The 14,119-nt window shown below is 42.5% G+C and carries 12 protein-coding genes; 3 read left to right on the top strand and 9 right to left on the bottom strand.

Annotation, left to right across the window (positions count from 1 at the left end; all coding sequences use genetic code 11):
• The first annotated feature begins 54 nt into the window (after positions 1–54).
• From BUA59_RS12235 to BUA59_RS12225, 3 genes are read left to right on the top strand one after another with little or no spacing between them, the layout of a single operon-like run.
• Entirely contained in the window at positions 55–1,653 is a 1,599-nt protein-coding gene (locus tag BUA59_RS12235; protein WP_072840049.1) for an ATP-binding protein, read from the top strand.
• The gene (locus BUA59_RS12230) at positions 1,650–2,336 is read left to right on the top strand and encodes a response regulator (RefSeq protein ID WP_084122395.1); all 687 of its coding nucleotides are present in this window, start codon (positions 1,650–1,652) and stop codon (positions 2,334–2,336) included. Before BUA59_RS12235 ends, BUA59_RS12230 begins: the two co-directional genes overlap by 4 nt.
• 54 nt (positions 2,337–2,390) lie before the next feature.
• Positions 2,391–2,753, top strand: coding sequence for a nucleoside-diphosphate sugar epimerase/dehydratase (locus tag BUA59_RS12225; protein WP_245813143.1), 363 nt, complete (start codon positions 2,391–2,393; stop codon positions 2,751–2,753).
• A gap of 61 nt (positions 2,754–2,814) precedes the next feature.
• Here the strand turns inward: BUA59_RS12225 and BUA59_RS12220 are convergent, their stop codons facing one another.
• The 9 genes from BUA59_RS12220 to BUA59_RS12180 form a co-directional block, all read right to left on the bottom strand.
• Entirely contained in the window at positions 2,815–3,279 is a 465-nt protein-coding gene (locus tag BUA59_RS12220; protein ID WP_072839983.1) for a hypothetical protein, read from the bottom strand.
• A 100-nt stretch (positions 3,280–3,379) separates the two neighbouring features.
• Positions 3,380–4,603 carry an L-2-hydroxyglutarate oxidase gene (gene lhgO / locus BUA59_RS12215; protein WP_175550771.1) on the bottom strand — a complete coding sequence of 408 codons (1,224 nt, stop codon included), beginning with the start codon at positions 4,601–4,603 and terminating at the stop codon, positions 3,380–3,382.
• An 87-nt stretch (positions 4,604–4,690) separates the two neighbouring features.
• The gene (locus BUA59_RS12210; protein ID WP_072839982.1) at positions 4,691–4,894 is read right to left on the bottom strand and encodes a cysteine-rich CWC family protein; all 204 of its coding nucleotides are present in this window, start codon (positions 4,892–4,894) and stop codon (positions 4,691–4,693) included.
• An 87-nt stretch (positions 4,895–4,981) separates the two neighbouring features.
• A complete protein-coding gene (gene sucD / locus BUA59_RS12205; RefSeq protein ID WP_072839981.1) occupies positions 4,982–5,854 on the bottom strand; it encodes a succinate--CoA ligase subunit alpha in 873 nt (290 codons plus the stop codon).
• Between the two features lie 2 nt (positions 5,855–5,856).
• Entirely contained in the window at positions 5,857–7,023 is a 1,167-nt protein-coding gene (sucC, locus tag BUA59_RS12200) for an ADP-forming succinate--CoA ligase subunit beta (RefSeq protein ID WP_072839980.1), read from the bottom strand.
• Between the two features lie 87 nt (positions 7,024–7,110).
• Entirely contained in the window at positions 7,111–8,550 is a 1,440-nt protein-coding gene (gene lpdA / locus BUA59_RS12195) for a dihydrolipoyl dehydrogenase (protein ID WP_072839979.1), read from the bottom strand.
• Positions 8,551–8,635: 85 nt separating this feature from the next.
• Complete coding sequence (gene odhB / locus BUA59_RS12190; RefSeq protein ID WP_072839978.1) at positions 8,636–10,168, bottom strand: 2-oxoglutarate dehydrogenase complex dihydrolipoyllysine-residue succinyltransferase; 1,533 nt, start codon at positions 10,166–10,168, stop codon at positions 8,636–8,638.
• 33 nt (positions 10,169–10,201) lie between these two features.
• The gene (locus tag BUA59_RS12185) at positions 10,202–13,039 is read right to left on the bottom strand and encodes a 2-oxoglutarate dehydrogenase E1 component (RefSeq protein WP_072839977.1); all 2,838 of its coding nucleotides are present in this window, start codon (positions 13,037–13,039) and stop codon (positions 10,202–10,204) included.
• Positions 13,040–13,414: 375 nt separating this feature from the next.
• On the bottom strand, positions 13,415–14,119 hold the full coding sequence (locus BUA59_RS12180; RefSeq protein ID WP_072839976.1) for a succinate dehydrogenase iron-sulfur subunit: 705 nt from the start codon (positions 14,117–14,119) through the stop codon (positions 13,415–13,417).

Genomic DNA, 14,119 nt, shown 5'->3' with positions numbered 1-14,119 from the left:
CTCTGTATGTTGTATAATCGCGACTCTTATTTTTTCATTAGTAATGAAGCGCATATGACACTCAAGTCTTACCTCGCCTTAATCACAATTTCGACTATTACCATTATTGTGTTAGCGGTTGGTGTGGTGCTAGGCTATTCTCTGCAAAAAACCTATCTAGATGGCATTAGCCAACGAGGTCTAGAGCTGGGTCACGTGATTGCACACAATGAAAGAGTGATTCAGGCCGTCGAATTAAGCAATCAAGGTAAGGCAAGTGATATCGAAGTCTATATAGAAATGCTTCGCGCCCAAACCGATGCCTCTTATATTGTTGTTGTTAATAAAGACTCCATTCGCTTAAGCCACCCAGAACCAGAAAGAGTCGGTAAACACTTTGTTGGTGATGATATTTACCAAGCGCTTAACCAAGGTAAAGATTACACAAAAGTCGCAGTGGGTACGCTAGGGAAAGCCATTCGGAATTCAGTCGCCATACGAAAAAATGGCCAAATCATTGGTGCTATTAGCATAGGCTATCTATCCCAACCCACCAGTGAACTAATTTTTAAACATTTACAAGAAGCGGGACTATTAGTCGGCTTTGTTTATCTTCTTGGTGTTGTTATTGCCGGCTTTTTGATTCTTAAACTCAAACGAACTTTTTTGAGCTTAGAACCAGAAGAAATAGTTCAGAAATTTAAGGAACATGAGTTAATTTTAGATAGCATTCGTGATGGTATTGTTGCTATCGACCATGAGCAAAACATCACCGCTATCAACAGCATGGCAATTGAATGGCTAACAATGAATGTGCTTAGTGCAACACAAGTTGTAAGCAAACCATTGAGCGAACAATCACAAAGCCTTTCTCACTTTGCATTAGAAGCCAAAGGACAAATAACACAAAACCGATTTAATTTAGGTAAGCTAGAATTCATTGCAACCCTGTACCCTATTAAAGGAAAAAAGGGCGAAGTAGGTTACGTCATTGTATTTTTCCCAGATCATGGGGAAAAATCACTAGAACAAGAACTAACAGCAACAAAAAACTATGCCGACTTATTACGCGCTAAAACTCACGAATATTCCAATCACTTAAATGTACTTTCCGGCATGTTACAAGCAGAACGCTATGATGATGCCATCGAGTTTCTTCAGCAAGAAAGTGACGGCGATCAAATCGTACTAAGACGTATTATTAAAACTATTGAAAACAGTGCTGTGGCAGGACTAATTTTCGCCAAGCACAATAAGGCCAAGGACTTAAAAGTCGATATGCTGATCGAAAGTGATTGCCAGCTTGGTCGATACCCCTCAAAAACCAATGAAGCATTGGTTACACTAGTAGGAAACTTAATAGACAATGCCTTGCTAGCCGCTTGGTCCAACAGATTACTTACACCACCTTTTGTTAAACTGTATATTAGTGACCGAAATGCCCACATTATGATTCAAATCGAAGACAGCGGTGCTGGCGTAGATGAGAAACTAGAAAGTCGAATATTAGACTTTGGTGTGAGCAGCAAACACAACACTGAACAGCATGGTATTGGGCTTTATTTGGTCAAAAAAGTTGTCGATCAATATCACGGCAGCCTTGATTGGGAACGCAGTGAGATTAATACCACTGTGTTTAGTATTTACTTAGACAAACGAGCGCTAACAAGATGAATCGCATTCCGGTCATGATAGTGGAAGATGATCTACGTGCTAGCTACGTATTAGAAAACACCATCAATCAACATACAGATTTTTATGTCGTCGCCGCTTGCGAAAGCCAGCTAGAAGCAGAGTTAAAAGCAGAGGCTTTTGACCCCGAACTCATTATGGTCGATATTTCCCTACCTGATGGTAGCGGCATTGATCTAGTACAATCATTAAAAAGCAAAGGCATCAAAGCCGCTTTCATAATGACCACGGCGGAAAGAGAAACTACTACTATCGAAAAAGCTATTCAGCTTGGCGTGATGGATTACCTTGTAAAACCCATTCGAATGTCTCGTGTGTTACAGGCCCTTGACGATTATTTAGACTTTAAAAAACGCCTTACCAAAAACGATAAAATTGATCAGCAAGACATAGATGCCTTATTTAGAAAAAGCGCGACGCTCGCCGGTAGCCGAAAAACACCAAAAGGTATTGATGAAAACACCTTAGATAAACTCACCCAATATCTAGAAACCATAAACGATGACAGTCCATTCACTGCAGAAGACATAGGTGAAGCAATCAATCTTAGCCGCATTACCGCCAGACGCTATCTTGAGTACTTAGAAGCCCAAGGCCAAGTAAGTATGACACTAGATTACAAAACCGGTGGTAGACCAAAGCAGCGCTATACCAAGACGGTTTAATTAGAGATGATTCAACTAACTCATTTTTTTAGGCAATTTTTCCGACGTAAAGCCATGCCCAAAAAGGTTATTTTTATTGGAATAGATTATCTGTGCTTTTCCTTGTCGAAGTCCCTACTCGACAACAACAAATACGCCGAACAACCTATTGAGATTATCGCGTTTATTGACGATGAGCCTTGGAATAATCGTACTCAAGTTCACGGCGTAACCGTATTTTCACCAAGTGAAATATCCGCTCTCGTTCGGAAGCACGATGTTATGCTGATAATACAAATACAGGGGGAATCCATCAGCATCGCTGATAATATTTGGGAAGGTATTTTTAAAACAAAAGCCAAACTGATAACACTACAACACCACCAAGATATCGTGACCATGCAAAAAGCTGTTTATAAAGCCTATGCAATCAAATAGTGCTAGATCTTAAAGCTAAAGAATCCATCTTTTAGTTTTAAGATCTAAACCTGAATTCATACTATTGAGCAAAAGCTACTCGTTCGTTAGACATACTCATTGCTGTTTTAAGAGACTGAGTAGACGACATAGCCACCACATTCAATTGATCTGTATAAGTACCTTCTGGCAATTTAATATCATTACGCTGTGCCATCACAGTTTTAAACTTCTCAACATCTATTGAATCTGGACTATTCTTGATCGAATTCAACTCATCCTCTGTCAAGCTCGCCATGCCACCGCCTGGCAGATAAATAGCGCCTGTAATGAAATCGACACCAAACGCCACAACACCAGGGACAAAGAAAAACAACAGGCCAATAGCATCTAATGCAGCAACACCCACATCGATTTGACCATTTGTTTGACCGCGACGCTCTGGATAAAGCAAAGTACCACACGCTGTCACTTGAGTAATAAGCAGCGCAGCTGCAATGCCTCGCGCCAAATGAGTAAAGCCTAGATTTTTCTTTAAACCAGTCATACTTATTCCTTATCAGTGATTGTTACGATTACCTACCACTCTATATCGAAACACTTACAAAGCACAAACTAAGCCACCTTTATTTCACAATGCTTTCGTACTAAACAGGCGAGATTTGCTCATCGAGTTTATCGATAATATAAGTGCCTATAGGAAACGCACTGGTAGCTGCTGGTGAAGGCGCATTACAGACATGCAATGTCCGAGCACTTTGAGCAAATAGAAAGTCATGCACCAAACTACCGTCATTCAAAACAGCTTGCGCTCGAATTCCAGCAGGATAAGCTTGCAGGTCATCTAAGGAAACAAGATCACAATACTTTCGGACTTGAGCTAAATAGCCGGGCTTATACCAAGAATTTTTGGTCTCTACCAACCCAGTTCGCCAATGACTCTTTAATAACTTCCAAAAACCTGGAAAACGCACCATATCGAAAATATCACGCAAATCAATATTGATTCGACCGTACCCTTCTCGCTTCCATCCCTGCACAGCATTAGGGCCAACCGTCACTGAGCCATCAATCATTCGAGTAAGATGCACACCTAAAAATGGTAAATCTGGATCAGGAATCGGATAAATTAGATGATTAACAATCTGATTATGTTTCGCCGGTAATTGAAAATACTCACCACGAAAAGGAATGATCTGAAAATCGGTTGGAATATTCAGCATTTTAGTTAAACGATCAGCCATAAGGCCACCACAGCTCACAAGATAAGAAGTATGGACAACATCGTTATTCAGTGTAATCGCAACACGCTCATGGCTTTCATCTAAATTCATCACCTCAGTACTTAAACGTAACTCTCCGCCTTTTTGTACAAATAGCTCAGCTAGCTTTTGACAAATTTTCCGATAACTAACAATCCCGGTGGAAGGAACAAACAAGGCAGCAACACCCTTCACATTCGGCTCACGCTCTTTTAGCTGAGCTTGATCTAACTTATGCACTTCCAAGCCATTATCCTGACAACGTAAGTACAAGGCCTCCATACGCTCTTCTTCAAGCGCATTCGTCGCAACCAATAACTTACCACATTCGTCGAACTCAATATCATGCTGGAGACAAAAAGCCTTAGTCGCTTTAGCGCCACGCTGACAAAAGTCAGCCTTAAGACTACCTGGCGCATAATACACACCCGCATGTATCACTCCAGAATTGTGCCCTGTTTGATGCAACCCTACTTCGGATTCTTTTTCAACCAGTAAAATACGATATTTAGGATAGCGCTGAAGCAACTGCCACGCCGTCGAAAGCCCAACAATACCCGCACCAATCACAGTAATGTCATAAATAGAGTTTTTTAACGCTTCACTCATCACCTCATTCCTTTTTTATTGTTGTTAAAACACATAACAAGATACTAATGTGCTCGCGACAAATCATCTCAAAAAATAGAGAGCATTTTAATCAAAGCTAAATGCTTTTAAGAAGCCTAGTTTATCGGTGCTATAAAACTCAATACATTGCAGACAAACACAAACGCTACCTTTTTGTTGTGATGGAATAAGCGCCACCATATCGTCAGGCACTGTGACATTAAAACACCAACAAGTCTGGCTATCATCGAGTGCACAACCATTATCAGTCAAACAAAAAGGACACTTCATTTTTGACACCTACTTACGTACCTACAAAGCAAAAAAATCCCCGCCGAAGCAGGGATTTTATAATCAGTAACACTTTAAAATACTAGCTTACCAGCCAGTGATTTCTTTAAGTGCAGTACCGATGTCCGCTAGAGAGCGAACAGTTTTAACACCAGCGTCTTGAAGAGCTGCGAATTTCTCGTCAGCTGTTCCTTTACCGCCAGAAATGATCGCGCCAGCGTGACCCATACGCTTACCAGCAGGTGCTGTAACACCAGCAATGTAAGAAACAACAGGCTTAGTCACGTTTGCTTTGATGTAAGCAGCCGCTTCTTCTTCAGCAGTACCACCAATTTCACCGATCATAACAATCGCTTCAGTTTGTGGATCGTTTTGGAACATTTCCAATACGTCGATGAAGTTAGTACCAGGGATTGGGTCTCCACCGATACCTACGCAAGTAGATTGACCGAAGCCAGCATCAGTAGTTTGCTTAACAGCTTCATAAGTCAACGTACCAGAACGAGATACTATACCTACTTTACCCGGCATATGAATATGACCAGGCATGATACCGATCTTACATTCACCTGGTGTGATAACACCTGGGCAGTTAGGGCCGATTAGACGTACGCCTAGCTCGTCACATTTAACTTTACAGTCAAGCATGTCAAGAGTCGGAACGCCTTCAGTGATACAAACGATTAGTTTAATACCAGAATTAGCTGCTTCAAGGATAGAATCTTTGCAGAAAGGAGCTGGAACGTAGATAACAGACGCTTCTGCACCTGTTTGTTCAACAGCTTCTTTAACTGTGTTAAAAACGGGTAGACCTAGGTGAGTTTGACCACCTTTACCAGGAGTAACACCGCCGACCATTTTCGTTCCGTAAGCAATTGCTTGCTCAGAGTGGAACGTACCTTGTCCGCCAGTGAAACCTTGACAGATTACTTTAGTATCTTTGTTTATTAAAACAGACATTATTATTTGCCCTCCGCAGCTTTAACAACTTGTTCAGCAGCGTCTTTTAGACTTGTTGCAGCGATGATGTCTAGACCAGAATTTGCTAGAACTTCACGGCCTTTCTCTGCGTTAGTACCTTCAAGACGAACAACAACAGGCACGTTAACACCTACTTGTTCAACAGCACCGATAATACCTTCAGCGATCATATCGCAACGAACGATACCACCGAAGATGTTAACCAATACCGCTTTAACATTGCTGTCAGAAAGGATGATTTTGAATGCTTCAGCAACACGCTCTTTAGTCGCACCGCCGCCTACGTCTAGGAAGTTAGCAGGTTTGCCACCGTGTAGGTTAACGATATCCATAGTACCCATTGCTAGGCCGGCACCGTTTACCATGCAGCCAACGTTACCGTCTAGAGCTACGTAGTTAAGTTCCCATTTAGCTGCATGTGCTTCACGCTCATCTTCTTGAGATGGATCGTGGAACTCTTGCATTTTCTTCTGACGGTACACAGCGTTGCTGTCGATGCCAATCTTGCCATCTAGACAATGAAGGTTACCTTCTTCTGTGATAACAAGAGGGTTGATTTCAAGAAGTGCGAAATCGTAGTCGTGGAACATTTGAGACAAACCAAGGAAAACTTTAGTGAACTGCTTGATTTGAGTTGGGTTAAGACCCAATTTAAATGCCAATTCACGAGCTTGGTAAGGCTGAGCGCCAACTAAAGGATCAATGATCGCTTTGTGAATAAGTTCTGGAGTTTCTTCAGCAACTTTCTCAATTTCAACACCGCCTTCTGTAGACGCCATGAAAACAACGCGACGAGTAGAACGGTCAACTACTGCACCTAGGTACAATTCGTTTGCAATGTCAGTGCATGATTCAACAAGAATCTTAGTAACAGGCTGACCCTTTGCATCTGTTTGATAAGTAACGAGGTTTTTGCCTATCCAGTTTTGTGTAAACGCTGCAACTTCTTCATAAGAATCAACAAGCTTTACACCGCCCGCTTTACCGCGACCACCAGCGTGAACCTGAGCTTTAACAACCCACTTGTCACCACCAATTTTTTTCGCTGCTTCAACTGCCGCTTCAGGCGTGTCTACTGCGTATCCTGTAGATACTGGCAGGCCGTATTCAGCAAAAAGCTGTTTAGCCTGATATTCATGTAAGTTCATTTGATTCTTCCGCTCATCTGAATGATTGACATAAGCTCTGCCCGCTAAGACAGAAATTGCCGGCTCGAAGCCGGCAAATCTAATTTATTAACGCTTTTTACGGTTTGCGATATGAATCGCGTGGTTATCTACCGCTAGCGCTGCTTCATGAACTGCTTCACTTACTGTTGGGTGAGCAAATACAGTCAAAGCAATATCTTCTGCTGTAGAACCGAATTCCATTGCAATAACCGCTTGTGCGATCAAATCAGCCGCATGACCACCAATAATATGGCAACCTAAGATACGGTCAGTTTCTTCACAAGCAATCATTTTAACGAAACCATCAGTGTCATTAGCCGCCATAGCACGACCAGACGCTGCAAATGGGAATTTACCCACTTTAAACTTAACACCTTCTGCTTTTAGCTCTTGCTCATTTTTACCGACCCAAGCTAGTTCTGGATGAGTATAAATAACAGATGGAATACAGTCATAATTCATTTGTGCTTTATGGCCAGCGATAATATCCGCAACCATCACACCTTCTTCTGATGCTTTGTGAGCCAACATTGGACCACGAACGATGTCACCAATCGCGTATACGCCTGGAACAGAAGTACGGCATTGCTCATCAACAAAGACAAAACCACGCTCGTCCAATTTCACACCAGAGTCTTCAGAGAAACAACCTTGAGTGAATGGTTTACGACCAACAGCAACAATTAACTTGTCAAATGTCTGCTTCTGCTCTTCGCCTTTAGCATCAAGGTAAGTTACTTCAACTTCTTCACCATTGATTTGGCTACCAGTAACGCGAGCGCCAAGACGAATATCAAGATGTTGTTTCTTGAAGATTTTAGCTGCTTCTTTAGCAAGGTCTTGGTCACAAAGGCTTAGGAAAGAGTCTTGCGCTTCAAGCACAACAACTTCAGAACCTAGACGAGCCCATACAGAACCAAGTTCTAGACCGATTACACCTGCACCGATAACGCCAAGACGTTTTGGTACAGCGCGGAAATCAAGAGCACCTTCGTTATCAACGATAATATCGCCAGTACGAGGAGCCGGTGGAATGTTAACTGGCACAGAACCCGTTGCTAGAATAACGTTTTCAGTTTCAATAACAGTCACAGTACCGTCATGCGCAGTAAATTCTACTTTTTTGTTCGCTAGAACTTTACCGAAACCTTCAAAGCTAGTTACGCCATTTGCTTTGAAAAGGCCTGTGATGCCACTTGTCAATTGATCTACGATTTTGTCTTTACGATCAACCATAGTATCAACATTCATAGCGACATCTTTCATACTAATACCATGAACGCCAAAAGCGTCTTTTGCATCATGGTATTTTTGTGAAGAATCTAACAACGCTTTAGAAGGAATACAGCCAACGTTCAAACAAGTTCCGCCAAGGCGAGGCTTGCTATCTTTGTCTAACCATTTTTCGATACAGGCTGTTTTCAAACCTAACTGAGCAGCTCGGATAGCGGCTACATAGCCGCCAGGGCCGCCACCAATTACAACAACATCAAATTTATCAGACATAAGAGGTCCCATTTTTCAGTCAAGCTGAGCAGCACACACAATGCCACTCAGCATTCAATTCATACAAAATAGTTGGTACGAATACTTAGATTTCAAGTAAAAGACGTGCTGGGTCTTCAAGCAAGTCTTTGATCGTTACCAAGAATTGTACGGCTTCTTTGCCGTCAATCATACGGTGATCATAAGACAAGGCCAAATACATCATTGGCTGAATCACAACTTGACCATTCACTGCCATTGGGCGCTCTTGGATTTTGTGCATACCCAAGATAGCTGTTTGCGGTGGGTTGATGATTGGCGTAGAAAGCAAAGAACCGAAAGTACCACCATTAGTAATAGTGAAAGTACCGCCTTGCATGTCATCCATACCAAGTTTGCCATCACGACCACGAAGCGCGAAGTCCATGATTGCTGACTCGATATCCGCAAGACCCATTGCTTCAGTATTACGAAGAACAGGAACCATCAAACCACGATCAGTAGAAACAGCAACACCGATATCTTGGTAACCATGGTAGACCATGTCATTGCCATCGATAGATGCGTTTACTGCAGGGAAACGTTTAAGTGCTTCAGTCGCCGCTTTCACGAAGAAAGACATAAAACCAAGCTTAGTACCGTTATGAGCTTTGATAAACTCATCTTTGTACTTCTTACGAAGTTCCATGATTGGACCCATGTTCACTTCATTGTAAGTCGTCAATAGAGCAGCAGTTTGCTGAGCTTCAACCAAACGCTTAGCAATAGTTGCGCGAAGACGAGTCATAGGAACTCGTTTTTCGATCCGGCCTTCAGCGCCTAGTGCTGCCATTGGTGTAGCTGCAGCTTTAGGAGCTGATGCAGGAGCGGCTTTTGCAGGAGTGGCAACAGGAGCTGCTGATTTTGCTTTAACAGCAGCGTCAACATCTTCTTTAGTAATACGACCGCCTTTGCCTGTGCCCTTAACTTGAGCAACAGTTAGACCTGCCTCAGAAAGTGCTTTACGAGCAGCAGGACCTGCAACACCGTCTTCGTCTGCTTCTGCAGCAGAAGTAGAAGCTGCTGGAACAGATGCCGCTTCAGCGCCAGACGCACCAACCAAGAAGTTAGCAAGAACTTCGTCACTAAGAACAGTATCGCCTTCGTTTTTCAAAATTTCGCCAATCACACCATCAGCAGGCGCTACGACTTCTAGAACAACTTTATCGGTTTCGATATCAACAATATGATCATCACGTGAACAAGCTTCACCTGGCTGTTTGTACCAAGTAGCAACCGTACCATCAGCAACAGATTCAGGGAAAGTCGGCGCTTTAATTTGAACAGTCTCTTTTGAAGAAGAAGTGGCAGCTGCAGCTGCAGGAGCGGCTGCTTTTTCAGCTGGAGCGGCAGAAGCTGCTGCACCAGATTCAAAAATAGCCAACACTTCATCGCTCAATACAATGTCGCCTTCCGCTTTTAAAATTTCTTTTAGCACACCATCAGCAGGTGCAACGACTTCTAAGACAACTTTATCTGTCTCGATGTCTACAATGTGTTCATCACGAGCACAGGCTTCGCCTGGCGTTTTGTACCAAGTAGCAACGGTGCCGTCTGCTACAGATTCTGGAAAAGTAGGTGCTTTAATTTCAATGCTCATTTTATACCCTTATCTCTCTGACAGGCTATGGTACTAACCAACTAATGCGTCGTTGACCAGCGCTTCTTGTTCTTCAACATGGATAGACATGTAACCAGCCGCTGGCGCAGCAGACGAAATTCGACCTGCAAAGCGGATTTTCAATTCTGGATACAATTTTTCCAATACTCGATTCATACGGTGACGATTGGCATGCCAAGCACCTTGGTTTTTCGGCTCTTCTTGACACCAAACCAAGCTATCAACATTTTTGTACTGTTCTAACTCAGACTCAAGGTCTGCATATGGGAACGGATACAATTGCTCCAAACGAATCACAGCAACATCATCTTTTTGTAGCTCTTCACGACGGTTAATCAAGTCGAAATAAACCTTACCGCTACATAGGACAATGCGTTTTACTTTATCCGCAGTAACAGCTTCAGATGATTCTGGTAAGACTGTTTTAAAGCTTCCTTCCGCCAAGTCTTCTAATGTCGAAATTGCTTGTTTGTGACGCAACAAACTCTTAGGAGACATTATGATCAGCGGACGACGCATAGGACGAATCGCTTGACGACGAATAATGTGGAAAATTTGTGAAGGTGTCGTCGGAACACAAACCTGAATATTGTATTCAGCACAAAGCTGCAAGAAGCGCTCTAGTCGTGCTGAAGAATGCTCAGGACCTTGGCCTTCGTAACCATGTGGCAACAGCATAGTCAAACCACATAGGCGACCCCATTTGTGTTCACCACTAGTAATAAATTGATCAATTACAACCTGCGCACCGTTGGCAAAGTCACCAAACTGTGCTTCCCAAATAACCAAGCCTTTAGGTGAAGTACTTGCATAACCATACTCAAAGGCCAATACCGCTTCTTCTGAAAGGTAAGAGTCATAGAGATCCATCGTAGGCTGATCATCTGACAAATGTTTCAGAGGAATATAGGTACTGCCATCTTTTTGGCTATGAATTACCGCATGACGATGCGAGAAAGTACCACGACCAGAATCCTGACCTGTAATACGAATCGGATAGTCTTGCTCAAGCAAAGTTGCAAACGCTAACGTCTCTGCGTAACCCCAGTTTAGAGGTAAAGCACCCGCTGTCATTTTATCTCGGTCTTGGTAAATCTTTTGAACTTGACGCTGAACAACCACACCATCTGGAATATTCGTTAATTTCTTAGCGACTTCCTGCAATTTAGCCAATGGGTATGTTGTATCACCTGCATCAGTCCATTCAACACCAAGATAAGGCTTCCAATCAACAAATGAACCAGTCTGAGACTCAAGAACAAGACTTTTCGCAACATGGCGAGCATTGTCTAAATCTTCACGATTCTCAATAACCATTTGATCAGATTTTTCTTGTGTAACAACAGACTCTGCAACTAGACGCTCTGAGTAAAGAGTACGCGTTGTTTTCAGATTATTGATTACACTGTACATTAGTGGCTGAGTACCAGAAGGTTCGTCTGTTTCGTTGTGACCACGACGACGGTAACAAACCATGTCAATCACAACATCACGACCAAACTCGTAACGGTAGTCTAATGCTAGCTGTGTAACAAACAATACCGCTTCAGGATCATCACCATTAACGTGGAAGATAGGCGCTTGAATGATTTTAGCAACATCTGTCGCATATTCAGTAGAACGCGAGTCTTCTTGACGGTTGGTAGTAAAGCCAACTTGGTTGTTGATTACGATATGTACTGTACCGCCGGTACGATAAGCACGAGTTTGAGACATCTGGAATGTCTCCATAACCACACCTTGACCAGCAAAAGCAGCATCACCGTGAATCGAGATAGGAACAACAGTCTTACCTGTCGTGTCTTTACGACGATCTTGACGAGCACGAACCGAACCTTCAACAACAGGAGAAACGATTTCCAAATGCGATGGGTTGAAAGAAAGGGCTATATGAACTTCCCCACCAGCCGTCATCACATTAGAAGAGAAGCCTTGGTGGTATTTAACGTCACCTGAAGTGTTAACTAATTTTTTACCTTCAAACTCATCAAATAAGTCTTTAGGGTTTTTGCCTAGAGTATTAACTAATACGTTTAGACGGCCACGGTGAGCCATACCGATCACAACTTCTTTAGCACCGAGTGCACCAGAACGCTGAATCAATTCATTCACCATAGGGATCAAACTCTCGCCACCCTCAAGACCAAAACGTTTTGCACCTGGGTAACGGCTAGCAAGATATTTCTCTAAGCCTTCAGCCGCAGTCAAACGCTCAAGTAGGTTTTCGCGAGTTTCTTGTGAGTATTCTGGATGAGAACGAACAGATTCTACACGCTGCTGAAGCCACGCTTTTTCCTGCGTATCAACAATGTGCATGAATTCATAACCTATGCTTCCGCAATAAGTTTTTTCAAGCTCGGATACAATTTCACTTAATTTAAGAGAATCTTTGTTAAAGAACAAAGAACCTACATTGAATGTTGTATCTAAGTCAGCGCCCGTTAATTGGTGGTAACCAATATCTAGATCGGCAACTTTCTCACGTTTTTGCAATCCAAGCGGATCAAGTGTTGCATGTTGATGCCCGCGTACGCGATAAGCATTAATCAACTGCAAGACATTAATTTGTTTTTGCTCATGTGCAGAACTAGCCACTACGCCTGTAGAAACAGGCATTGAGCGGAACTTGTTCTTACCAATCTGTAAAAACTGTTCTTGAATCACTGAATGAGGAAGATCAGTTGATTGCGCTTCACTTACGCGAGGCAATTGATCAAAACATTTACGCCATTCTTCCGACACAGAGTTCGGATCGACGAGGTAGCTTTCAAACAACCCTTCAACATATTCCAAGTTTCCACCTGAAAAATGAGAGGTGCTCCACAGCAACTCCATTAAACTTTCGTGCATTCTCGATCACCCTTATGTTCGAGCCAGCTACCGGGGTCCCGGTATCAACCTATGATTAAGATCGATCATTTTATCAGGCCCGTAAGGCTATTAAAGCCTCGATTTTTTGTTTATTTCCAGCTACTTTCGCCCTTTTACGTTCAATACTAAGCCACTAAAAGCGTTTCATTTAATTAAACAAAACCCTTTGAATCCATAATCACTGAGTTAGTGGCTTTTCTTAGTGCATCCTTGCTCGTAAAGATCGAATTTTAAATTCTTTTTGTTACATTCTCTACATTAGAATATGCAAAAACGGCGGCATTGAATCAATATTCAAGCCGCCTACTTTCGGTGGTCACATCAAATTACCATTATGAACCACACGGAGCATTATTAGGTCGCTCTCTGCAAAAGCATAGTACGGATATTACCAATTGCCTTAGTAGGATTTAACCCTTTAGGACAAACGTTCACACAGTTCATGATACCGTGGCAACGGAAGACACTGAAAGGGTCATCTAAATCACTAAGACGCTCTTGGGTTGCCGTATCACGACTATCAGCCAAGAAACGATATGCTTGCAACAAACCTGATGGCCCAACAAACTTATCTGGGTTCCACCAGAAAGATGGACAAGCAGTTGAACAACAAGCACATAGAATACATTCGTAAAGTCCATCAAGCTTTTCACGCTCTTCAGGGCTTTGCAAGCGCTCAATTGCTGGTGCAGGCGCATCATTGATCAAGAATGGGCGAATCTTCTCATATTGCTTATAAAATTGCCCCATATCTACAACAAGATCACGAACCACAGGCAAACCAGGAAGTGGACGTAATACCAACTTACCTTTTTTAACTGCTTCTGAAACTGGTGTGATACAAGCTAGACCATTTTTACCTGACATATTCATACCATCTGAACCACACACACCTTCACGGCATGAACGACGGTACGAAATACTAGAATCTTGAGCCTTCAACAAGTTTAAAACATCAAGCACCATTAGGTCTTTACCTTCTGGCAACTCAATTTCATAATCCTGCATATAAGGAGCGTCGTCCTTCTCAGGATTGTAGCGATAAATACTAACTAACAT

Source organism: Marinomonas polaris DSM 16579 (assembly GCF_900129155.1).
In the GTDB taxonomy this organism is placed as follows: domain Bacteria; phylum Pseudomonadota; class Gammaproteobacteria; order Pseudomonadales; family Marinomonadaceae; genus Marinomonas; species Marinomonas polaris.
This window is presented reverse-complemented; position numbering and strand designations above follow the sequence as displayed.